At 38.3% G+C, this 23,699-nt stretch carries 26 protein-coding genes; 17 read left to right on the forward strand and 9 right to left on the reverse strand.

Annotation, left to right across the window (positions count from 1 at the left end):
* Window positions 1–22: 22 nt before the first annotated feature.
* Window positions 23–1,342, forward strand: a complete 1,320-nt coding sequence (pssA, locus tag AC27HL_RS01670) for a CDP-diacylglycerol--serine O-phosphatidyltransferase (RefSeq protein ID WP_487078540.1) — start codon at window positions 23–25, stop codon at window positions 1,340–1,342.
* Window positions 1,343–1,415: 73 nt separating this feature from the next.
* Here pssA and AC27HL_RS01675 read toward each other — a convergent pair whose 3' ends face one another.
* A complete protein-coding gene (locus tag AC27HL_RS01675; RefSeq protein ID WP_487078541.1) occupies window positions 1,416–2,117 on the reverse strand; it encodes a 2OG-Fe(II) oxygenase in 702 nt (233 codons plus the stop codon).
* A 118-nt stretch (window positions 2,118–2,235) separates the two neighbouring features.
* Between AC27HL_RS01675 and AC27HL_RS01680 the strand changes: the two genes are divergently transcribed.
* From AC27HL_RS01680 to AC27HL_RS01700, 5 genes are all read left to right on the forward strand, one after another.
* On the forward strand, window positions 2,236–2,634 hold the full coding sequence (locus AC27HL_RS01680; RefSeq protein ID WP_487078543.1) for an acyl-CoA thioesterase: 399 nt from the start codon (window positions 2,236–2,238) through the stop codon (window positions 2,632–2,634).
* Window positions 2,635–2,814: 180 nt separating this feature from the next.
* A complete protein-coding gene (gene ssb, locus AC27HL_RS01685) occupies window positions 2,815–3,480 on the forward strand; it encodes a single-stranded DNA-binding protein (RefSeq protein WP_487078544.1) in 666 nt (221 codons plus the stop codon).
* 244 nt (window positions 3,481–3,724) lie between these two features.
* A complete protein-coding gene (locus tag AC27HL_RS01690; protein ID WP_487078546.1) occupies window positions 3,725–4,342 on the forward strand; it encodes a cytochrome c oxidase subunit 3 family protein in 618 nt (205 codons plus the stop codon).
* Window positions 4,343–4,350: 8 nt separating this feature from the next.
* Window positions 4,351–4,605 (forward strand): cytochrome C oxidase subunit IV family protein, encoded by a 255-nt coding sequence (locus AC27HL_RS01695; RefSeq protein ID WP_487078547.1) that lies wholly within the window; start codon window positions 4,351–4,353, stop codon window positions 4,603–4,605.
* 60 nt (window positions 4,606–4,665) lie between these two features.
* Window positions 4,666–5,034: a hypothetical protein gene (locus tag AC27HL_RS01700; protein WP_487078549.1), complete on the forward strand. Its 369-nt coding sequence runs from the start codon at window positions 4,666–4,668 to the stop codon at window positions 5,032–5,034.
* A gap of 245 nt (window positions 5,035–5,279) precedes the next feature.
* On the opposite strand, the gene gltS is transcribed toward AC27HL_RS01700, so the two are convergent.
* The 6 genes from gltS to AC27HL_RS01730 form a co-directional block, all read right to left on the reverse strand.
* The gene (gene gltS, locus AC27HL_RS01705; RefSeq protein ID WP_487078551.1) at window positions 5,280–6,479 is read right to left on the reverse strand and encodes a sodium/glutamate symporter; all 1,200 of its coding nucleotides are present in this window, start codon (window positions 6,477–6,479) and stop codon (window positions 5,280–5,282) included.
* On the reverse strand, window positions 6,472–6,912 hold the full coding sequence (locus AC27HL_RS01710; RefSeq protein WP_487078552.1) for an ion channel: 441 nt from the start codon (window positions 6,910–6,912) through the stop codon (window positions 6,472–6,474). The genes gltS and AC27HL_RS01710 overlap by 8 nt, the downstream gene beginning before the upstream one ends.
* A 146-nt stretch (window positions 6,913–7,058) precedes the next feature.
* On the reverse strand, window positions 7,059–7,454 hold the full coding sequence (locus AC27HL_RS01715; RefSeq protein WP_487078554.1) for a hypothetical protein: 396 nt from the start codon (window positions 7,452–7,454) through the stop codon (window positions 7,059–7,061).
* A gap of 215 nt (window positions 7,455–7,669) precedes the next feature.
* Window positions 7,670–7,861, reverse strand: coding sequence for a hypothetical protein (locus AC27HL_RS01720; RefSeq protein WP_487078556.1), 192 nt, complete (start codon window positions 7,859–7,861; stop codon window positions 7,670–7,672).
* Between the two features lie 169 nt (window positions 7,862–8,030).
* Window positions 8,031–9,170: an anhydro-N-acetylmuramic acid kinase gene (locus AC27HL_RS01725; RefSeq protein WP_487078558.1), complete on the reverse strand. Its 1,140-nt coding sequence runs from the start codon at window positions 9,168–9,170 to the stop codon at window positions 8,031–8,033.
* Between the two features lies 1 nt (window position 9,171).
* Window positions 9,172–10,590, reverse strand: a complete 1,419-nt coding sequence (locus AC27HL_RS01730; protein ID WP_487078560.1) for an OapA family protein — start codon at window positions 10,588–10,590, stop codon at window positions 9,172–9,174.
* 156 nt (window positions 10,591–10,746) lie between these two features.
* Between AC27HL_RS01730 and tyrS the strand changes: the two genes are divergently transcribed.
* From tyrS to AC27HL_RS01785, 11 genes are all read left to right on the forward strand, one after another.
* Complete coding sequence (gene tyrS, locus AC27HL_RS01735; protein WP_487078562.1) at window positions 10,747–11,946, forward strand: tyrosine--tRNA ligase; 1,200 nt, start codon at window positions 10,747–10,749, stop codon at window positions 11,944–11,946.
* A 379-nt stretch (window positions 11,947–12,325) separates the two neighbouring features.
* Window positions 12,326–14,455, forward strand: a complete 2,130-nt coding sequence (nosR, locus tag AC27HL_RS01740) for a transcriptional regulator NosR (protein WP_487078563.1) — start codon at window positions 12,326–12,328, stop codon at window positions 14,453–14,455.
* Between the two features lie 45 nt (window positions 14,456–14,500).
* A complete protein-coding gene (gene nosZ, locus AC27HL_RS01745; protein WP_487078565.1) occupies window positions 14,501–16,390 on the forward strand; it encodes a TAT-dependent nitrous-oxide reductase in 1,890 nt (629 codons plus the stop codon).
* A gap of 143 nt (window positions 16,391–16,533) precedes the next feature.
* Window positions 16,534–17,892: a nitrous oxide reductase family maturation protein NosD gene (locus AC27HL_RS01750; RefSeq protein WP_487079867.1), complete on the forward strand. Its 1,359-nt coding sequence runs from the start codon at window positions 16,534–16,536 to the stop codon at window positions 17,890–17,892.
* A 5-nt stretch (window positions 17,893–17,897) separates the two neighbouring features.
* Window positions 17,898–18,839 carry an ABC transporter ATP-binding protein gene (locus AC27HL_RS01755; RefSeq protein WP_487078567.1) on the forward strand — a complete coding sequence of 314 codons (942 nt, stop codon included), beginning with the start codon at window positions 17,898–17,900 and terminating at the stop codon, window positions 18,837–18,839.
* Window positions 18,839–19,657: an ABC transporter permease gene (locus tag AC27HL_RS01760; RefSeq protein ID WP_487078569.1), complete on the forward strand. Its 819-nt coding sequence runs from the start codon at window positions 18,839–18,841 to the stop codon at window positions 19,655–19,657. The genes AC27HL_RS01755 and AC27HL_RS01760 overlap by 1 nt, the downstream gene beginning before the upstream one ends.
* An 11-nt stretch (window positions 19,658–19,668) precedes the next feature.
* Window positions 19,669–20,166 carry a nitrous oxide reductase accessory protein NosL gene (locus tag AC27HL_RS01765; RefSeq protein ID WP_487078571.1) on the forward strand — a complete coding sequence of 166 codons (498 nt, stop codon included), beginning with the start codon at window positions 19,669–19,671 and terminating at the stop codon, window positions 20,164–20,166.
* A gap of 103 nt (window positions 20,167–20,269) precedes the next feature.
* Window positions 20,270–20,869, forward strand: a complete 600-nt coding sequence (locus tag AC27HL_RS01770) for a DUF4136 domain-containing protein (RefSeq protein ID WP_487078572.1) — start codon at window positions 20,270–20,272, stop codon at window positions 20,867–20,869.
* A complete protein-coding gene (locus AC27HL_RS01775) occupies window positions 20,862–21,350 on the forward strand; it encodes a hypothetical protein (RefSeq protein ID WP_487078574.1) in 489 nt (162 codons plus the stop codon). The genes AC27HL_RS01770 and AC27HL_RS01775 overlap by 8 nt, the downstream gene beginning before the upstream one ends.
* 106 nt (window positions 21,351–21,456) lie before the next feature.
* Entirely contained in the window at window positions 21,457–21,780 is a 324-nt protein-coding gene (locus AC27HL_RS01780; protein ID WP_487078575.1) for a ribonuclease E inhibitor RraB, read from the forward strand.
* Between the two features lie 189 nt (window positions 21,781–21,969).
* Window positions 21,970–22,554, forward strand: a complete 585-nt coding sequence (locus tag AC27HL_RS01785; RefSeq protein WP_487078576.1) for an outer membrane beta-barrel protein — start codon at window positions 21,970–21,972, stop codon at window positions 22,552–22,554.
* 62 nt (window positions 22,555–22,616) lie between these two features.
* Here the strand turns inward: AC27HL_RS01785 and AC27HL_RS01790 are convergent, their stop codons facing one another.
* Both AC27HL_RS01790 and AC27HL_RS01795 read right to left on the reverse strand, forming a co-directional pair.
* A complete protein-coding gene (locus tag AC27HL_RS01790) occupies window positions 22,617–23,252 on the reverse strand; it encodes a trimeric intracellular cation channel family protein (RefSeq protein WP_487078578.1) in 636 nt (211 codons plus the stop codon).
* Window positions 23,253–23,264: 12 nt separating this feature from the next.
* The gene (locus tag AC27HL_RS01795; RefSeq protein WP_487078579.1) at window positions 23,265–23,654 is read right to left on the reverse strand and encodes a rhodanese-like domain-containing protein; all 390 of its coding nucleotides are present in this window, start codon (window positions 23,652–23,654) and stop codon (window positions 23,265–23,267) included.
* Window positions 23,655–23,699 lie beyond the last annotated feature (45 nt).

Raw genomic sequence — 23,699 nt, forward strand, 5'->3', positions numbered from 1 at the left:
TATTCAAAGGCTAGCTGTTAGTATGGTGACATTTAAAACGTCGACAGGTCTGTCGGAACAAGATATTGATATTGCTGAATCAGCGGCTGATTTTAAACAGTTGCTATTGGCCGAAATTTCATGTGCTGAAACTCGGATATACATTTCTGCGCTTTATGTGCAAGACGATGATGCTGGACGAGAAGTACTTGGGGCATTGTACCAAGCAAAAGCGCGGCAACCGCTGTTAGATATTTGTGTTTTTGTTGATTTTCACCGCGCACAACGCGGTTTAATTGGTGAGAAAGCACAAGGTGGAAATCGAGATTTATACCTAGCGCTTGAGCAGCAACATCAAGTTTCTATTGCTATTTATGGCGTACCTGTTAAACGCAAAGAGCTACTTGGAGTTTTACATCTAAAAGGTATGGTGGTCGACAACACTCTGCTATATTCCGGTGCCAGTATTAATGATGTTTATCTGCAACAAGCTGAACGATATCGTCTTGACCGCTATTATCGGTTACAAAGCCAAGCATTAGCGGATAATTTTTGTGAATACTTCCAACGTTGTTTTATTGATTCAAGATTAGCACCGCTATTAAACCAAGCGACTCTACCCGATAAAAAGCAATTAAAACGCGATATTATTCGCTTAACTAAGCTATTGAAAAAATCGAAATATCGAGATTTTCTGGTAACTGAGCCTAGTGATATTCAAGCTGCCATGTTTGTAGGTTGTGGTCGTCGTGGTAATCAATTAAATCGTGTTGTTAGAGATTTAGTGCGCAGTAGTCGCCAATCTTTGGTTATTTTTACCCCGTATTTTAACTTGCCCAAACCACTATTGCGTGATTTAGACGCAGCGTTAAAGCGCGGTGTACAAGTGACTTTGACCGTTGGGGATAAAAAGGCAAACGATTTTTATAACGCCAATGAAGACACGTTTTCAACGGTGGAAATAGTGCCTTATATCTACGAACGTTTGTTAGTTGCATTTTTATCAAGACGTCAAAAATACCTTGATAATGGTCAGCTAACGCTGAGGCTTTGGCAAGACGGTTCAAACAGCTTTCATTTAAAAGGCCTTGTTGTTGATGATCGTTACCACATGCTAACCGGTAGTAATTTAAACCCAAGGGCGTGGGCTTTAGATATTGAAAATGGCATTTTGTTAGATGATCCTCAAGGCGTTTTACGTAACAAATTTGCACAAGAGTTTAAGCGAATAACCGCTCATACCACGGTAATTAGTAATCCTGCACAAATTGAAGGTATTAATAGTTACCCTGATAAGCCGAGAAAGTTACTGAAAAAAATAAAAATGACCCAAATAGATCGGTTACTAAAGCGGTTTCTTTAGTGGTTGATGATGTGAAAACACAGCACTAGCGCTGTGTTTTCTTTTTCAGTATTTTATCTGATAGTCGTATCGATTATTGAGTTGGTGTATATATTTGGCTAGCTTGATTAAAACTCACCCATGAGGTTAAAACATATTTACTTGAAGAAATTGGAATATTTCCTCGGTGGGTATGAGTAAAGCCACAAGGTGCAATAATCATAGTACCTGCCTTAGGTTTTATACTTTTATTTTGGTAATAAAAGTCTGTTTCACCACCTTCTTCAACATCATTTAAATAAATGAGAAATAGTAAAATACGATGTAGTGCTTTATTTTCGCCAGGTTGAGGATAAATTTCAGAGTGCCAATAACCATAGTTGCCTTTACCCTGTTCATAACGCTGAGCGTTAATTGGCGCTAAGTTAAATAAGTAGCGCACCAAGTTAAATAGGTTTGGTTTACCAACTTCTTCAAAATTATCCGCAGTAAGTAAAACCGGTTCTTTGGTTTCTGGGTGTTGCACTGTCAGCGAAATACCACTAATTAAACTGAAAAAGTATTTGCTAATATAATCCGTAATTTTGTCACCACAGGTTTGTAGTATGGTTTGTAATGCTGGCTGAAAATCAGCATGTTGGTTTAAGTAAATATCTTCACTTAATTTCTTTGTGGTATCAACACCATTACCTGTTCTACCAGGGACTTTATGTGGGCTGTTATCAAAATCTAAAATAAATTTATCGCAAAATTCTTTGCTTAATGCGTTCGGGTATACTTCGATAAAATCAGTCATAGCTATATTCTTATTATTAATCTGGCCCAAGCATACAACAATGCGCAAGGAATTTAATTACCTTATTGTTAATTCTCTGTAGAATACTGAGCAAAATTTCTATTTAAAAAGAGTTTTTATGTTTAGTGAAGTGATTACCACTCGGTTTAGTGACACTGATGCGCTTGGTCATATTAATAATACTATGGTACCAGTATGGTTTGAAGGGGCACGTGATCCAGTTTTTAAGTGGTTTATGCCAGAATTAAACTTACAAGAGTGGCGTTTAATATTAGCTAAAATTGAGGTGAATTTTCATGCTCAAATATATTACGGCAAGGAAATCGAACTAAGAACATATATTGGAAGAATTGGCGGCTCATCTTTCGATGTTTACCAAGAGTTATGGCAAAATAATATAAAATGTGCTTCTGGAAATGCGGTGATGGTACATTTTTGCTATGAAAATCAGCGCTCTCAAAAAATTCCTGTCGATGTAGAAAATGAAATGAAAAAACACCTGTATGTGGTGGAATAGAAATTGAGTTTTCGTTCGTAAAATTTTTTAGAAAAAGGGCTGTAAATCTCGCGTAATTTATTACGTCTGGTGGTAGAATCACCTTATCGTAATTGAAAATTAATATTCTGAGCGAGTTGTCGCTCGAATAAATGTTAAATCAGTGAAGCTGGGCTTTACTGCAAATATAGGATTTTGTTCATGGCTGGTGTCAATAAAGTAATAATTTTAGGTAACTTAGGGAAAGACCCTGAAGTACGTTTTATGCCTAATGGTGGTGGTGTTGCTAACCTCACGATTGCAACTTCTGAAAGTTGGAAAGACAAGCAAACGGGTGAACAAAAAGAAAAAACAGAATGGCACCGTGTGGTAATGTTTGGCAAGTTAGCTGAAATTGCTGGCGAGTACCTAAAGAAAGGTTCAAAAGTTTATATTGAAGGTCAGTTGCAAACGCGTAAGTGGCAGAATCAACAAGGCCAAGATCAATACACAACAGAAATTGTTGTACAAGGATTTAACGGTACGATGCAAATGTTAGATTCTCGTGGTGGCAGTGGTGCTCAAGCAGGTGGTTTTAACCAGCAAGCTCCTCAACAATCAGGTGGCTTTAATCAACAAGCAGCTCCGCAGCAATCAGGTGGTTTTAACCAACAAGCAGCACCTCAGCAAGCTTATAATAAACCGGCTCAACAATCAGGTGGTTTCCAGCCTCAACAAGGTGGCTATAATAACCCGCAAGGTCAGCAACAAGGTGGTTTTAACCAGCAACACGCTGCTCCACAGCAAGGCGGTGGCTTTCAACAGAATGCGCCTAAAGTAAACCCGCAAGAGCCAACGATTGATTTTGATGACGATATTCCGTTCTAGATCATGTTAACTTTAAAAGTGTAAATATAAGCACGTATTAAAGCTAAAGTAATCTCTAAGCCCAGCTAAATGCTGGGTTTTTTATTTTCTAAATTCTATTTTTCAAATTTTAAGGTTTCAATTAGTGTTTTCACAACGTTTGTTTTTTAGACAAAATGGCAGAATTTGATTTATATCACTTAAATATTCTACCGAATCTGTATGCTGTGCTTTGTTTAGCTCGCGACTAGTAGACAAGGTTGATATGAATAACGAATACCCAAGTAAATCATTAGGCATTTTTCCCTCCTCATGGAGTGAAGAGCGCGCAGGGCGGATTCCCGGCAATATTCCCATTTGGGTCGGAATATTATCTGAACTCACAGAGTTTGCGATATTTTTTGTTGCCTACTTTATTGCCAAATATCATTACCCAGAAGTGTTTGCTAGTGGCCCTAAAGGGCTGAGCACAAGTTTAGGTGTGGCAAATACTATAGTTTTATTATCGAGTAGTTATTTTATGGCAAAAGCCATGATGAATATTCGACTTGATAATCGCATTAAATGTGAACGTTATTTGTGGCTAGCGGTAAGTTGTGGTGCTTTCTATCTGATTATCAAAACGTGGGAGTTCTATTGGAACAATCTGCAAGGCTTAAGCACCAGTACCAATGAGTTTTATACGGTTTACTATTATATGACCTTCAATCACTTTTTACACGTAGGCTGGGCTTCTTGTGCGATATTGTGGGTTATTTTTCGTTTACGAGCAGGGCAATATTCAGCGAAAGAACATAGCGGTTTAGAAGCTCTAGCGGTTTATTGGCACATGATTGATTTAATGTGGATTTTAATATTTCCATTACTTTACGTGTTACGTTAGAGGTGTATATGAAACAATTTAAAAAATTAGAGCTTTTTTGGGCGATACTAATATTTATTACCTTATTTAATACGTTTTTAGGAGAGCAGTTTGCTTCCACGGCTCTCGTTAGTGTTATTGTGGCATTAACCGTAATGTATAAGGGAATTACCGTTATTGATCATTTTATGGAATTAAAACATGCCAATAAAAATTTACGTTGGTTGATGCGTATGTATTTCATCTTATTTCCGTCATTGATTATTGCAACAGTGTTTTTCTAAGGTCATCATATAGTTGAAGTTTTAAGTTTATATAGTAGCAATCAACATAGGTAGCTAATCATGAATTTACAGACAAAAATCCAGAGTAAAGAACAAATAAAGCAGGCCTCTAATATTGCCTTATGGTCGATATTAAACTTAACTTTCTTGCCCGGTATCGCCTTTATTTTTTTATTGCTTAAACTTAATAAATGTCAGAAAAGCAGCTTGTCTGATTATCATCTCTCGTTTGCAATCAAACTAAACTTGATTGCCGCGGCGGCTTTAATATTGGTTAGTATTTTAATGATCATGTTAGGAGGCTTTAATTCAGGCTGGACTTGGGTGTTTGTAATTACCTACTTTGTGCTGGTACATACTATATTTATTGTAATTGCTGTATGGGCATTAATTCGCTCTTGGGCCGGTAATAAAGTCTTTAAACCTTAACATTCTCATATGTCATAAGTGTAATAATTTAGTTTGTTTTAACAAAACCTTACAGCTTTTTAAGGTAAGTATTTGTAATATAAAAAATAAGTATTACACCTTACAGCAACATTACTGGCTTTCGTGAAGCTGTAGATCGTGCCCATGGAAAAAGAACTAATTAGTAAGATGTTGCAGCCATAAATTTTGCTTTATGGCTGTTATTTTTGAGTCATTTTGCTATCAGTCGATTACTGGTATTTCCACTAAAACTTCAATAAAAAGCTGATCACAAACGCGTTCGTTACATCAACGAAAAATGCAGCTACTAACGGCAATATAATAAATGCCATAGGTGCTGGGCCGTGTGCTTTGGTAACTGCTGTCATATTGGCAATGGCAGTTGGAGTTGCCCCTAGCGCAAAGCCACCAAAGCCCGCACTTAATACTGCGGCTTGATAATTTTTACCCATTAGTGGGAACAAAATGAGTAAAATAAAGGCCACGGCTGCTATGGTTTGTAGGGTTAAAATAATAAGTAAAGGCCCGGCTAGGCTAGCTATTGTCCATAATTGCATGCTCATAAGCGACATGGTTAAAAACAAGCTTAATGAAAAGTCAGAAACGATAGCTAATGAGCGAGTACGTGCTGGCCAAGCAAGTTTAGGGAAGCATAATGGCACTATATTCGACAGAATAATTCCGGTCAGCAGGCAAGTAACGAATAATGGCAATTTAAAACCAAGTTCGGTAATGACATTATTTGCTAAATAGCCAATAATAATACAGATATGGAGCACTAAAATAACCGACATAAAGTTAAGGTGATTAAAGGTTTCTGTATTCACTTTGTCGTAGGAAATGCCAACCGAAGGGGCTGACTTTTTATCGTTTGAAAGCTGGTTTTTAGTTAATAAGAATTTGGCAATAGGGCCGCCTACTAAACTGGCAACAACTAAGCCCAATGTTGCACTTGCAACGCCAATCTCTAAAGCGTTTTCTATGCCAAGGTTTTTAATCTCAGGAGCCCAGGCAATTGCAGTACCATGTCCGCCTATTAAAGAAGCTGAACCTGCTAAAACGCCAATAGCCATGGGTAAATCTAATAATTTTGCACTACCCATGCCAACTATGTTCTGCACAACAATAAATGTTAACGTAAGAAAAAGTAATATTAAGAGTGGTTTGCCACCTTTTACTAAATCAGAAAAGCGTGCATTTAGGCCAATGGCAGTAAAAAAGTAAACTAAAAGTCGATCACGGGTCGATAAATCAAAACTCACCTCTGCCCCGCTGATAAGATATATCCCATATATCACCATGGCTGCAAGCAGTCCGCCAGTGACTGGCTCTGGTATATTATAATCTTGAAAAGCTTTGACCCGTTTCGTTAAGGTAACGCCGAGAAAGAAAACTATAATGCCTATGGTGTATGATAAAAAACTATCAATGGCGATATTATTCATGAAGCTTTCCATGTTGTGCATGTCGAATTCGCGCTATGGCTTCTACTAATACCGCAGTATTTAATCCGACAATTATTAGCCCGTTAACCGCAGTTAAGCTACCTAATATGCGCCATTGGGGGTCTAAAACGATATCACCGTAGCCTAAGGTTGAAAAAGTGACGATTGAGAAATATAGCGCCGGTTCAATACTATCAAAAATTCCCATAATAATATAAATACCTGCCCATAAGGCAGCACTAACACTTAGCCCTGCTACTAGCCAAAGTACCATGGCACTGAGTATAAAAACTGTTTTAAATTGTACGGGAGGCATGGAAAGCCATGTAGTTAATTTATGCAAACTATGAGTTAAGGTACTAATAAAAATTACCTGAATAATTACCGTGCCAACAATTAGCAGGGAGCCATAGAACAATTGAGTAAAAATCACGTGTTTAGTCCAGTATTTAATCGCTAAAACGGAGAAGGTAAATAATCTAACTTATTGCCTTTTAAGTCAATAATTGTCAAAACATAGTAAATACGGCAAGTTCAAAAATTGCTTAAGCTTTCAGGAGGACTGTGTGGGATTGATAATTATACTAGCTTCGTTTTTAACCAGGATTTCGCCGCTTCAGTGGTGTCGAAGCTTTGATTTTCCAAACCGGCTTTATCATACACTTTTTTAAAAACACTTTCGGTTATTTGCGCCGCGTTACTTAATGAGGAGTTTATTGCTAAGGCTTTAGTCGGCCCTTGTTTAACGAGTTGTAAATGGTAATTTAAGCCATCTTGAGTGGCGAAAGAGTCACCTTTTAGAATGAGTAAAATGGCAAAATTATGAAAATCGACATCGTGTAAAATAATCTCAGATAGCTCGCGATGCATTTGTTTAAAGAATTCTAAATTCCAAGGACCTGTCGCATCAATAGTCACAATATTATCTTCAACGGTATAATTACATGTGCCGTGAGCAATGAATTCTGCTTTCAAATTGACAACCCAATGATTTTTATTAGTGTTATAACTTAATTAATAGTTGTTTTAAGGCAATCTGTAAAGTACTTGAGGGAAACTGAGTCTTATTAGCTAACACGTCGGATTAGTTTAGCAAGAAAATAACGTGATTTTGAAATTTGCTAAATATAAGACAATAAAAAAGCCCCCTAAGGAGCTTAATTACACTAAGCGAATTACTTTGAGAATACTTAGTAGTAGGTATCTTCTTTATTGTGTGCTTGCGGATCTTCAATGATCTCTTCAAAGCCAACTTCAAAACTATTATTGTTATCAGTATTTGCCATATAAATTGTGCGGGTTGAACCATCTATCCAGGTTACTGTGCCGCTACCTTTTTTACTACCGCACTTCATACCAATATGAATATCATTAAATTCCATTGTTTCCTCCTAGTTTGTCGTCGAACATCGAATAATATATTCGATTAAGCAAACCGCACTTACTTAGAAAATCAGTTATTAGAATAGTTCAAATATTCTGCAAATAACGTGCTTTTTTTCGACAGGGACGGTTTATTATAAAGAGAAAATTATTCAAATCTAGTCATTTTTATGGATTAACACTGTGCCCTAAAACAGTTTGCTTGCTAGCCCCTGTTACTGCTGGAATGTTGCCAAAAATATTTTTATCAAATGCAAAGGCTAACCAAGCAAAAGCCATAGCTTCCATTGCATCACTATTTATATTTTTTGTATGAGTATTCATTAGTGAATGTGACTTAAGTTTATGATTTAGCAATGAAATTAAATGGTGATTTTCGACGCCACCGCCGCAAATGTATACGTCAGATTTCGTACTTAATCTAGCAATTTCATTACCGATAGTTTCGGCTGTAAGTGCTGCTAATGTTGCCTGAATGTCAGCAGCACAAAGCGCAGTATTTTGGGTAAATTTTGCTAGCCATTGTGGATTAAAATATTCTCGACCGGTACTTTTAGGGGCAGATTGTGAAAAGTAACTATCGCTTAGCATTTTATTCAGTAATGACTGTGACACTTGCCCAGATTTTGCCCAATTACCGTTATGATCAAAACGTGTTTGATGATGTTGAGCATACCAAAAATCCATTAATGCGTTACCAGGACCGGTATCAAACCCTGAGGTGTTTTCGGGCGCGTTTTGGGGTAAAAATGTTATGTTGGCAATACCACCTATATTAACCACAAAAACATCATTTAAAGCAGAGCCAAATATTGCTTGATGAAATGCCGGTACTAGCGGAGCACCTTGACCACCCAAGGCAATATCTTTTGTACGAAAATCCCCAACAACACGAATTCCTGTCAATACCGCTAAGGTTTGCAAACAACCAATTTGCAAGGTAAATGGGGCACTTATTTGTGCACTAACTTGCGGGCGATGACGAATTGTTTGCCCGTGACAGCCAATGGCGCATATATCTTTTGCTGTCAGTTGTTGTTGCTCTAAAAAGAGCTTAATAGCAGTGGAGAATTGCTGTGCTAGCTCTACGTGTAAGCTACCTGCGCGATCAATTTCGTAATTACTCGGGTTATATAGGCTAGTAATTTTCTCATGAGTGGCTTGGTCATAAGCTTGATAGTAACTAGCGATTAAATTCGCTTTATTGGCGTGTTCTGAGTTATTTACATCAAACTCAACAAGTGCAAGGTCAATACCATCGGCGCTAGTCCCTGACATTAAACCAATATAACGAATTTTTGTACCCATATTAATCCGCACGGCTCGAAGTTTTTTGCGTTGTAATTAATGCCTGACGAGAGCCTGCTAATTCTGCTAAGCGTTGTGATGCTAGAATATCGAAATCATGCTTATATTTATTGCCGATAGGTTTAGCATCAGGCAATTTTACCGTTCGCGGATTACGATGAACGCCATTGAGTAAAAACTCATAATGTAAATGTGGTGCTTGCGACATACCTGTTGAGCCAACATAGCCAATAACTTGCCCTTGTTTAACACGCTGGCCTTTTTTCACTGCCCGCTTCGAGAAATGCAAATACTTAGTCACTATGCCATTGCCGTGCTGAATAAATACATAATGACCATTGTATTTGTTATAGGTTGAATGCGTAACTTTACCATTACCTGCAGCAACTACGGGGGTGCCTTTTTTAGCACGATAATCAGTTCCGTTATGTGACTTCCAGCGTTTTTGTATTGGATGGAAGCGTTTGCGTTTAAAGTTTGAACTAATATAGCGGAAGTTAACTGGCGCACGTAAAAAAGCTTTTCTCATGCTTTTGCCATCAGGTGAATAAAATTCATCGTCGGTAAAGCGAATAGCTTGAAACGCATCACCTTGGTTAACAAATTCAGCAGCTAATATTTTTCCTGTACCGATGAATTCACCTTCAATATATTGCTTTTCAAAAATAACATTAAAGCTATCACCTTCTCGAATATCGAGAGCAAAGTCTATATCCCAACCAAAGACATTGGCTAAGTTAATAATCTGGCCATCATTAAGGCCTGAAGAAGATGCGGCATTCCAAAAGTTAGATGTAATTGTGCCATAAGCCATGGCTTCGCGAATTTCGACAGTTTTACTTTCTTTATGAGAGTGATATTGCTGATTTTGCAAATTTACAAAGAGAGTATCTGTTTTTGATAACGGATACTCTAAAGAAATTAAGGTGCCTTCGTTGTCCTTTCCAATACGTAAAGTATCACCAACATTGAGCTTTTTCAGTAACTTACTTTCTTGCCCTTTAGCAATCATAACATTGTGGGTCGTGGTGGCGCTTAAGCCGTTGCGTTTAAATATTTTTGCTAAAGAGTCGCCACTCCTTACTTTTACGGTTTGCCAATGTAATTGAGCTGCGTTTTCGTCAATATCATTTACTTGGTTATCATTGCCGCCTGCTTGTTTTTTTTGAGTAATTGCCAATGGCGCTAACGATTTCGCGGGTAACTGAATTGCCTCAGGTGAAGGCTTTGTTGTGCCTTGCTCTGGCATTGCGACTTGATATCTTTGCCCAGCTTTGAATTCACCATTGGCGTTTTCTTTTGACGGGACATTGCCTTTAAGTGGTACAACTAACAAAAAAAGCACCACCACAACACAGGAGATAATGATGACTTGGTGTTGTTTCGGGAGGGCAAAATATAAATTTTTTATATTTTTCAAAAAGCTAAGACCTATAGATGAGAATATAATACGACAATTGTCGTTTACTATAACAAAATAATATCAACTGAAACAATGATAGGGTTTTCACCGCAGTTAAAATTACAGTAGAATTCGGCAATTAAATATTAATACCCCCTGTTTGGAGCCTAATAAATGTCAGATGTAAGCCAAGCGTTTGCAGAGTTAAAACGTGGTGCAGAAGAGATTCTGCTAGAAGATGAGTTATTGGAAAAGCTTAAGCAAGGGAAACCGTTAAAAATTAAGGCGGGATTTGATCCAACGGCACCAGATTTACACCTTGGTCATACGGTACTTATTAATAAGTTACGCCAGTTTCAACAACAAGGTCATGAAGTTATTTTTCTTATTGGTGACTTTACCGGCATGATTGGTGATCCAACCGGAAAAAATGTTACGCGTAAACCATTAACGAAAGAAGATGTGTTATCGAATGCTGAAACTTATAAAGAGCAGGTATTTAAAATACTAGATCCGGCAAAGACCACAGTTGCCTTTAACTCAACATGGATGGAAGAGTTAGGCTCAGCTGGCATGTTAAAGCTTGCCTCACGCCAAACTGTTGCGCGCATGATGGAGCGTGACGACTTCAAAAAGCGCTATGCTGGTGGTCAAGCTATTGCTATTCATGAGTTTATGTATCCGTTAGTGCAAGGTTGGGATTCTGTAGCGCTTGAAGCTGATGTTGAACTGGGTGGTACTGATCAAAAGTTTAACTTGTTAATGGGTCGTGAACTGCAAAAATCTGAAGGGCAACGTCCTCAAACAGTTTTAATGATGCCATTACTTGAAGGTTTAGATGGCGTTCAAAAAATGTCTAAGTCATTAAATAATTATATTGGTATTACTGATGCGCCAAATGAAATGTTCGGTAAAGTGATGTCAATTTCTGATGATTTAATGTGGCGTTACTATGAATTGTTAAGCTTTAAACCCATTGACGTGATTAACGATTATAAAGATAAAATCGCCGCTGGTGCTAACCCGAGAGACGTCAAAATTGACTTAGCAAAAGAGTTAATTGAACGTTTTCATGACACGGCAGCTGCAGAAACCGCTCATCAAGAGTTTATCAACCGTTTTCAAAAAGGCGCTATGCCAGACGATATGCCTGAAAAAGACGTAATGACTGAAAATGGTGAAATTGCCATTGCCAATCTTTTAAAAGAAGCTGGATTGGTAGCAAGTACTTCAGAAGCTATGCGTATGATAAAACAAGGCGCAGCAAAAATTGATGGTGAAAAAATTACCGACAATAAATTGGTTGTCAGCGCTGGTACTAGTGCTATTTACCAAGTAGGTAAACGTAAATTTGCTAAAGTTACCATTAAGTAGCGCAATATGGTTTTGTTCAAGCTGTAAAGCAGCATAAACCTATTAAATTAAGCCAGCATAAATGCTGGCTTTTTTGTAGTGCAGTGAAAATATCACTGTGTCAATACTAGACGTTTCCTTGGCAAAGTTACTCCTAATCTTGCTTAAAAAAGTTAACAAACATTATCCATATAGCCTTGTTTTCTATTCAAAAAATTCAAATTAAGCAAAGTCAGCTATATGTTCTAAAATTAACATAACTTTAATTGATCTAAGTCAGTATCGTTAATTTCAATCGGCGTAGTATGTGCGACATATTGTCGCAGTTATGTAATTTTTGAGACTGATATTTTTCTCAACTTTTGATGACGTAGCTAAGTACTTAAGGTTATACGGAATAATGCTACTTTTATTGTCGCGGTTTAAAAAACATTTAACACTAATAGCCGCTTTGCTGCTCTGGTGTAGTCAGTTTTCAGCCTACGCTTTATTTGTTAGTGAAGCGCGAGATCCTATTCCGTTAATAAATGAAATTTTCCCACAAGCGACAAAAATCTCAGATAAAACTGGGGAGCCACTAGTTTGGACCATTTATAAACAAGACGAAATTATTGGTTATGCTTTTGAAACCAATGATATCGCAAGAATTCCTGCCTATTCAGGAGAGCCAGTAAATATGCTGGTTGCTATTGATCCTAAAGGTGTTTATCTAGGTGCTAAAGTACTAGAGCACCATGAACCTATTATTCTTGCCGGAATCCCTGAAAGTAAATTATGGGCGTTTTCAGACCAATATCCTGGGTTAAATGTTAGCGATCGCTTAAAAGTTGGTGGTAATGCTAAAGGTGACATGATCCACCTCGATGGATTATCTGGCGCTACAGTCACCGTTATGGTGATGAATGTTGCAATAACTAAGTCGGCCACTAAGGTTGCACGTTCGCTTGGTATTATTGATGAAGCAGATGAAATTAAACAGCCAATGGCAACGGTTTACCCTGAGGTTTATCAAAAAGCTAATTGGCAAACTTTAGTAGGTGATGGTTCAATTCGAAAACTCTATTTAGATCGTAAAACTGTCGATGAAGCATTTATTGGTACAGAAGCGGAAAATATTGAACAAGCATCAGCCGAACAAAAAGCAGATATGTTTGCTGAAGTTTACTTTGCACAAGCCGACATTCCTACGATAGGTCGTAATATTTTAGGCGACAGTGAATACGAATGGCTAATGAAAACTTTGCAACCGGGTGAGCATGCCATAGTCGTGCTGGGTAACGGTTATTCGTTTAAAGGCTCAGGGTATGTGCGTGGCGCGATTTTTGATCGTATTCAGATTTTACAAAATGATGCCGCATTCGCTTTTCGCGATTTAGATCATAACAGAGTTACTGATTTATTTATTGAAGGTGCACCGAATTTTCAAGAAATGTCATTATTCATTGTGCGTGAACATCAAGAATTTAATCCTGGTGTTGATTGGCAGTTTGAATTACTTGTACGTCGCCAAATAGGTGCCATAGATAGTGTTTTTACCAGCTTCAAAGGCAGTTATCATGGTTTAGATAAGTACATGGACCGCCCGCCAATTATTTTGCCAGAACCTGAATTAACGCTGACTCAGCAAGTTTGGCAAGAGAAAAACACCGAAGTGGTTATTTTAGCTATCTTGATGGTGCTGTTGCTTGCAACATTATTTTTCCAAGATATTTTAGTTAGACACCCAACCTTTATGCATAACTTTCGTCATGGTTTCTTAGTGATAACTGTAGTCTTTATTGGTTGGGTATGGGGTGGACAATTGTCTGTGGTAAATGTCTTTACCTTCCTACAAGCCTTTATGTCAGATTTCTCATGGGATTTATTCTTACTCGACCCGGTAATATTCATGCTTTGGGGAGCAGCCGCGGTAACTATGTTGTTGTGGGGACGTGCAGTTTATTGTGGTTGGTTATGTCCATTTGGTGCCTTGCAAGAACTGATTAATGTTTTTGCACGCTACATAAAAATACCTCAATTTGAATTACCTTGGGCCGTACATGAGCGCCTATGGGCAATTAAATATTTAGTGCTGTTAGGGTTATTTGCTTTATCGCTTGATTCATTAGCATTAGCTGAGCAATTTGCAGAGATCGAACCTTTTAAAACCACGTTTTTATTGAAGTTTGACCGTGAATGGCCGTTTATTCTTTATGCACTAATATTATTAACTATTAACATTTTTAATCGTAAGTTTTTCTGTCGCTATTTATGCCCGTTAGGTGCCGCACTTTCAACCAGTAATAGTGTGCGTTTATTCAGTTGGTTACGCCGTCGTCCTGAATGCGGTCAACCATGTAAAACCTGTGCAAAAGAGTGTGAAATTCAAGCGATTAATCCTGATGGTGAAATCAACATGCGTGAGTGTCACTACTGCTTAGATTGTCAGGTAACCTATTTTAATGATGACAAATGTCCACCATTGAAAAAACAAAAATATAAAAAAAATAAGTACAAAGAACAAGAAATCGCGGCAGTAAATGTCGGATAAAAATTTTCTATTAACACCAAACGAATAAATCAACGGAGAAAGTTAATGAGTAACAACGAAGAAAATGCAAAACACAATGAGTTGGAGAACGCCGACAGACGTAAGTTTTTCGGTAAAACAGCCTTAGTTGGTGCAGGCGCTGTTGCTGCTCCAATGACTGCGGCTATGTTTGCTTCAATGGCGAAAGCTAACGCAGCGGAAGCGGCAAATAGCCCATTCGTACACCCAGGAGACTTAGACGAATATTACGGTTTCTGGAGTGGTGGTCATTCAGGTGAAGTACGTATTTTGGGTATTCCATCTATGCGCGAACTAATGCGTATTCCGGTATTTAACGTTGACAGTGCTACCGGTTGGGGTTTAACTGACGAAAGTAAGCGTATTAAAGGTGACAGTGCTCATTTACTTGCTGGTGATTCACATCACCCGCATATGAGTATGACTGACGGTAGCTACAATGGTAAGTACGTTTTCATTAACGATAAAGCCAACTCTCGTGTTGCGCGTATTCGTTGTGATGTAATGAAAACTGATAAAATGATTACCATCCCTAACGTACAAGCTATCCATGGTTTACGTGTACAAAAAGCACCGTACACTAAGTACGTAGTTTGTAATGGTGAGTTCGAAATCCCAATGAACAATGACGGCAAAGACGGCATGGAAGATGTTAGTACTTACCGTTCACTTTACAATGTTATTGATGCTGAAAAAATGGAAGTTGCCTTCCAAGTTATGGTTGATGGTAACTTAGATAACACAGATGCCGATTACGACGGTAAATACTTTGCATCAACATGTTATAACTCAGAAATGGGTATGAACTTAGGTGAAATGATAACAGCTGAACGTGATCATGTTGTTGTATTTAGCCTTGCAGCTTGTGAAGCGGCACTAAAAGCAGGTAAGTTCAAAACTTACAATGGTAATAATGTACCTGTGTTAGACGGTCGCAAAGGCTCTGAATTAACGCGTTATATCCCAGTACCTAAATCACCGCATGGCTTAAACACTTCTCCAAATGGTGAGTACTTTGTTGCTAACGGTAAATTATCGCCAACAGTATCAATCATTTCTATCAAAAAATTAGATGATTTATTCGCTAACAAGATCAAGCCGCGTGATGCAGTAGTCGCTGAACCAGAATTAGGTTTAGGTCCACTACATACTGCTTTTGATAACAAAGGTAACGCATTTACTACCTTATTCTTAGATAGTCAAATTGCTAAGTGGAATGTACAAGACGCAATTGATGCGCATAACGGTAAAAAAGTTAACTACATTCGTCAAAAACTTGATGTACATTACCAACCAGGCCATAACCACACCTCACAAGGTGAAACGCGTGATGCCGATGGTAAATGGTTAATCTCGCTTTGTAAGTTCTCGAAAGACCGTTTCTTACCTGTTGGCCCATTACGCCCTGAAAATGATCAGTTAATTGATATTTCTGGTGACGAAATGAAACTTGTTCATGATGGCCCAACATACGCTGAACCGCATGATTGTATGATTGTACATCGTAGCAAAATGAAGCCACTTAAATTATGGCCACGTACCGACCCTATTTTCGCTGAAACAATTGCACAAGCAAAACGCGATGGTGTTGATGTTTACATGGACAACAAAGTTATTCGTGACGGTAAAAAAGTTCGTGTTTATATGACGTCAATTGCACCTAACTACGGTATGAATGAGTTTAAAGTTAAGTTAGGTGACGAAGTTACTGTTATCGTAACTAACCTTGACCAAGTTGAAGATGTTACACACGGTTTCTGTATGACTAACCACGGTGTGCAAATGGAAATTGGTCCTCAAGCTACGGCGTCAATTACCTTTACGGCAAACCAACCAGGCGTACAATGGTACTACTGTAACTGGTTCTGTCACGCATTACATATGGAAATGCGCGGCCGTATGTTAGTAGAAGCTTAAGCAATAAACAGCCTAAGTGATTTGATTTATCGCGCTAACTATATGCTAGTGTTAGAATAATCAAACTACCAGCGTAAAATAAGCGGCAATAGCAGGTTATGTTATTGCCGCATTTTTAATTTTAAAAAGGCCGAATTTTGAAATTGCCACTATTTAAAATTTTATCGATATTGATTGTGTGTTTTGCCGCAAGAAATTTAGTATTTGCTGCAACAATTCACGTTTCCCCCGATGATAATTTACAGCAAATACTCGATGCGAGTGTCGATGGTGATGTCGTTACGTTGTCACCTGGGCGTTATTTAGGCAATTTCGTTGTGAATCATCAAATTACTTTAACTAGTAATAATGGTGAGCATACCGCAACGCTTGATGCGCAAGGACAAGGAAATGCTTTAGTACTTAAGGCGAGTGATATCACGGTTGAGAATTTAACGATTGTTAATTGGGGCGATGATTTAACCGCGCAAAACACCGGAATTTATGCTGATACCAATGCTAGTAATATCATCATTAAAAATAATCGCTTAAAAGGTGATGGTTTTGGTATTTGGTTGCAAAAAGGTAAAAATATAAAAGTATTGGCCAATGTTATTGAAGGTAATACCGCTTTACGCTCGGCCGACCGAGGTAACGGTATTCAGTTATCTATTGTGCAACAAGTTGAAGTCAGAGATAACGAAGTATTTAATACGCGCGATGGCTTATATATTATTTCTAGCCAAAATAATGTTCTAGAAAACAATACTATGCACGATTTACGTTATGGTGTGCATTATATGTACTCTCATAGTAACAAGGTGCTAAATAATTACGCTTATAATACACGTGCCGGATATGCTTTGATGAGTTCGCGTAACTTAGTGGTTGATGGTAATCGTAGTGTAGATAGTGAAGACTATGGTTTTTTAATGAACTTCATTACCTCGTCAACCATCAGCAATAACTCTATAGAAAACGTGTGGACTAAGCCTGAAAATAAGGTGCTAGGTCGAGACGGTAAAGGCTTGTTTGTCTATAACTCAGCCTACAATACCATTAAGAATAATCGCATAGATACCGCAGAAATTGGTATTCATTTAACTGCTGGCTCTGAAAACACTAAGGTTTATGGCAACAGCTTTATTAATAACCCTGTGCAAGTTAAATATGTTTCCAATAAAAAACAGGAATGGAGCCATAAAGGCAAAGGCAACTACTGGAGTAACTATTTAGGCTGGGACATGAACGGTGATAACATTGGCGATGTTATTTTTGAACCTAATGACGGTATAGACCAATTGATATGGCAATATCCTGAAATGAAAATGATTATGGACAGCCCTGTGGTGCTTATATTGCGCTGGATTCAAAAAGAGTTCCCAGTATTAAAGCCACCGGGGGTTAAAGACAGTTTCCCATTAATGCAATCGTCAATGCCAGCGAAAACGATTACTCATCGCGATTTATCATCTGAAAAAAGTGGTGGTAAATTAGCCGCTAATGTAAATAAGGCAAATTAATAACAATGAAAACACCAGTCGTTTCTCTTGAAAATGTCAGCAAAAATTATAAATCATTGCAGGCGCTTTCATCCGTAAACCTGCAATTGGCGCAGGGTGAAGTATTAGGTTTATTTGGTCATAATGGCGCCGGTAAAACTACTATGATGAAGCTGATTTTAGGGGTTATTTCTGCTGATGCTGGCGATGTTACTGTTATGGGTATGAAACCTGATAACAAGGCTGCGTGGCATATGCGGGCTAAAATGGGTTATTTACCAGAAAATGTTATGTTTTATGAGCAACTAACTGGCTTGGAAGTACTTACTTATTTTGCTCGCTTGAAAGGAAAATCTAAAACTCATGCCAAGGCTTTATTAGAGCAAGTCGGTATTGCTCATGCGATGGGGCGGCAAGTTAAAACTTATTCAAAGGGCATGCGGCAACGTTTAGGGTTGGCACAAGCATTTATTGGTGAGCCAAAACTTTTATTACTAGATGAACCAACTGTAGGATTAGATCCAAGTGCCACCGCTGAATTTTATCAAAGCGTTGACCAACTTAAAACCCAAGGAACCAGTGTCGTGTTGTGTTCACATGTATTACCTGGCGTTGAGCAACATATTGATCGCGCAATGATTATCTCTGGTGGTAATACCTTAGCATTAGGAACTATTGCTGAGTTAAGAGCACAGGCGAATTTACCAACACAAATTACTCCTCAGGGACTTAATGGCGCATTGGCGGATGATAGCTTACTACAACCTTATTTGGGCACAACAGGACAGTTAGTGGTGCCAGAGCAAGAAAAGCTTATGGTGCTACGCCATTTATTAGCGGACGACTCATTGCAAGATATTTCAGTTGAATCAGCCAACCTTGAACAAGTTTATCAATACTATTTGGCAAAAACCGAGCGAAGCAAAGCGGATAAAATGACAACAAACAACAGTCAGGCAGGTGCGTAATGAGAGAAATAATTACTGTTGCCAATAAAGAGTTTCATGATGGTCTACGTAATCGTTGGTTGTTATCAATCACATTAATATTTGCGATATTTTCAGTTGGGTTAACTTATTTTGGTGCCGCAGCATCTGGTACCGTAGGCGTAACTTCACTTTCAACAACCATAGCCAGTTTAGCAAGCTTAGCGGTATTTTTAATACCACTTATCGCTCTTTTGTTAAGCTATGATAGTTTTGTTGGTGAACAAGAAGGTGGAACCTTACTGCTATTGTTAACGTATCCGTTGAGTAAAAATCAATTATTGCTGGGTAAATTCCTTGGCCAAGGTGGTATTATTACTTTAGCCACTGTTTTAGGGTTTGGTTCGTCGGCAATATTACTTTTTATTCAAAATAACGATATCGCGATACTGCAAACTTTTGGCTACTTTATTATTAGTGCTACATTATTGGGCTTAAGTTTTACGGCAATTGCTTATATGATCAGCCTAGTTGCTAGTGAAAAGTCTAAAGCGGCGGGCGTGGCTTTGATCACTTGGTTCTTTTTTGCTTTAGTGTTTGACCTTGCACTATTAGCATTATTGGTTGGCGCTGAAACTGGGCTCAGCCAGTCGGCATTAACACAATTAATGATGTTAAATCCCGCCGATATTTTCCGACTCGTTAATTTAGCAGGCTTAGATAGTGCCGATGTCAATGGTGCACTTGCTATTGCGATTAAAGCAAACCTTACTCAAGGCCAACTTTTATTTATATTAGTGGCTTGGGTAGCGGCGCCATTAACTATTGCTTCGCTTATATTTAAAAATAAAAAACTGTAAAGGTAACAACCATGCTTCGTAAATTATTCTTTTCTCTTATTTTAATCACTGTAGTTGGTTGTTCTGAGCAGTCACAGCAACAAGAAGTTATTCATCAGGCGGTCGCCATTGAAAGTAGCGATGAATGTCACTTATGCGGCATGTTAATCAGCAATTTTGCCGGACCAAAAGCCGAATTATTTCGAAAAGGTATCACCCAAGCTGACGGTAATGCCGTGAAAAAGTTCTGTTCAACCCGAGATATGTTTAGTTTTTATCTTGATCCTGAAAACAAGCGCAATGTGACCAGCATTCTAGTGCACGACATGAGTAAAGCGCCGTGGGATGCACCAAAAGATGAGTTTTTTATTGATGCGCGAACAGCTTGGTATGTTATTGGTTCAAGCCAAACAGGAGCCATGGGTAAAACGCTAGCAAGCTTTTCTAAGCAAACCGATGCTGAAGCATTTGCCAGTGAATTTGGTGGTCGTGTTATTAGTTTTGAACAGATCCGCTACGATGTTTTATAGCTAAACAGGTAATTATTCATAAATTGCAACAGAGTTTTAAGGTATGTTGTAATTTTTAGGCAGATCGGTAATCTAGTCTTATCATTTTTTCTTTGAATCCGACATGATAATTATTAGATTACTGAGTTGTTTAGCCTTTGCCACCACGCTTGTTTCTTGTTCATCATCTAAGGTAGCAACAACTTCCTTTCGTAGTAACTTTAATTTTACGGCTGTTGAAAGCTATAGCACTTATGGCCGAAACTCGGCATTTGGCGATCTACAAAACCTAAGTGATAGTACACGAAACACCATTGAACTAGCGATAGAGCAAGGCTTTGATGATAATGGGTTTCATTATAAAACCATAAAAAAAGCAGACATAGTCGTTGCCTACCATGTGATTAACCGGAATTTTAACGAATTAAAGCGCTATAACCGAGAGGTGAAATATTGTGGCTATTGCTTAAAAGCAGGACAAGCATCACGTAAAGAGCTCGAGGCTAAAATGCTGCCAGGCAGTTTAATTCTTGATATTATTGATCCCGAAAGTCAACGTAGTGTATGGCGTAGCGTTTACCCTTTAGGCTTTAAAGAGAAAGACAATAGTCGAGAAATGCAGGAAAAAATCAACAGTGCCATTGAGAACATGTTAAAAGATTTTCCTAAAGGTAATAACCCAAATTTAAGTAATTTGAGGCTACAAAGGAACGCTTATGCTTAAGTGGTTGGTGATCACAATTGTTGTATTAGCGGGCTTTATGGCAATATTATTAGGCCTAGGTTATTTATTAAACGAAAATGAGAAGTCGACGACTGCGTTAAAGGCCCAGCTTGAGCAGGAAAGTTTACGCGAAAAAGCGCGACAAGCGAGTAGAGAGCAGCGCACATCAATAGCGGCATATCCCTCACCTGCACCGAAAACTAAAGTGTCGCCGCAAGTATTCAATGTCGCTGAAAATATGCGGGTGATTGAGCAGTTTGAAAAAATTGTCGTTGGTAATTTAACCTGTGTTTCTACATCACAATGCCAAATTGTCACGGTTGATTTTAAAAATAACCAATGTCGAGTGGCTATTAATAATATTGGCGCATCTTTATTGCGTAACTTAAACAGCAAAAATAGTATTATTTCGTCTTGTCCTGACGCCGCTGAGTTGAGTATGCTTCAATGCCAACAAAACCTTTGCACGTTAGGAAACTAGGTAAAGTAGCCTTTGATAAGTAACGAAGAAGTTTTCTTTTAGAAATAAGCATATTCGTTTCGTTTAAGGTTATAATAGCGACAACATTTTATAGGTATCATTCTTTATGACATTTCCCAACGATGAAACTGGCCAAGTGCTTGCTGAAATGCAAACGGCAGGTATTGATTTAACAATACAACATAAGGTTGTTTTTTTTCAATTATTTGAACAAGAGCAACAAGCAAAAGCTATGGTTGCCCATTTAGCTTCTCAGGCTCCTGATATGATTGTAGAGTTAGTACCAGATGAAATGCCAAATGTATGGGATGTTAATTGTACTGTTGAGATGACGCCAAGCTACGAAGCCATAGTTGCGCAAGAAGCCGAGTTTGAACAGCTTGCAGGAAAATTTAAAGGTTACAATGACGGCTGGGGCATTGAAGCTTAACGACTGAAATTTATTAATATTATCCAAGTAACTAACTAGTGGTTACTTGGGACGGGCTATTTTATTTTCAAGTAATTTTCACTTTCTTACACATTTATACATCTTCAAAACATTTGTAAAACAGACCTTACTGAACTTTTGTTTCACTATTGCTTTATCTTAATTACAAGGATTTAGCAGATGAAATTTATGACGATAGTTCCCCCATTACTTTTGGCCACAGTGGTAAGCTTTTCCGTAAATGCCGACGTAGATAAACCTCATAGTGTTGGTTTAGAGTTTTCAGGTGGAGGCATTGACTACAAAGGCAAAGACACAGATGGTACTGGCGTTGGCCAATCATATCTTTATTATAACTATCAATTTTTGCCGCATTATTACTTAGAAGTTGGTTTAGTGCGCGCTGAAGATGTTGATGATTGGAAATGTGAAAATGAGGCAGATAGTGGTTGGCGTTGTCGAGAGGGCAGCAATAACTTTTCACTGGCAGTTGATAATTACAAACAAGACAGTTTAATTCTTGCCTTAAAAACCGACCTGAGCTTGTCTAAACGCAATAGTCTTTATGCAAAAGCGGGTGCTGAATTTTACGAATACGAATTAAGCCTAGATAACAATAAATTATCTGATGAGTCTGGTGTTGGCTTATTTGTTGAGGCCGGTTGGCAATACCAATGGGACAATGGCATGGGGATTAATGCTGGTGTTCAACATCATGACTTAGGGGATTTAGAAAGAACCAACGCCACTTTTGGCGTTAGTTATTCTTTTTAATTTTGCATTTTTGCTGTGAAAGTATAGTGAAGTGAGGCTGGTAAATATTATAAAGATAATTATCAGTCTTTTTTCTTCTGATCAGACTCTAATATTTGAAATGCGGGCAAGGTTACGCGCCAATAAATAGCCGCTAAACGCAACAGCAGCGCCCCTAACACTGCACCAACAATAGCAAATTGTTCTGGCACCGCAAAATGAATTAACAACGTGTATAAGGCGCCACCTAAAATAGCGGCTGTAGCATAAATCTCTTGTCGTAAAATCATTGGAATGACATTACATAACACGTCTCGTATCATACCACCTGCAACCCCCGTCATCATGCCCATAACAATAGCCACAGGGATTGCTGAACCTAAACTTAAGGCTTTTTCTGTGCCTAATACCGCAAATAACGCTAAGCCAAATGCGTCTGAGATCAGCAGAAATCGCTTAGGTATGCGTCTAGGACAACGGATAAAAATGATGGTCAGTAGTGCAGTGGCCAAAATCACATATAAATATATTGGATTTTCCAGCCAAAATACTGGTGTTTGTAGAATGACATCTCGTATGGTGCCACCACCTATGGCCGTTACTGCAGACAACACAACCACACCGAATGGGTCTAATTTATAGCGTCCCGCCATTAAGGCACCTGACAATGCAAAAACGGCGACACCAAAAAGATCTAGCCAATAAAGGAGTTCAGACATGTGAAGCCCTAGTTATTTTACTAACGGCAGTCCTGCAGCTTTCCAGCCCTTCATGTCGCCCGCAAGATGGCGAAGATCACTAAAACCTGCATCTCGTAGCGCATTTTCTGCACTTACCGCACGTCGACCAGAGCGGCAATGCACAACAACGGTTTGGTCTTTATGAGCAATAATTTTGGCAAGATTGTCTGATATTTGATCGTGACTAATATTAATGGCACCTTCAATATGACCTTGTGCGAATTCTTGAGGTGTACGCACGTCCAAAACAATTGTTTGATTTTTAGGAGCGGCCATTAATGCAATCAATTCTTGCTGGGTAATGGTTGGGGTTTGCCCGGCAACACTGATAAAAGCAAAAACGCTGAGTACTGTAAGTAACGTTAATTTTATGAATTTCATTTGATTTCCTATACGTTAAAGGCGTTGTTGTTGGTTGTTTTGTAG

Source organism: Colwellia aquaemaris (genome assembly GCF_057548755.1).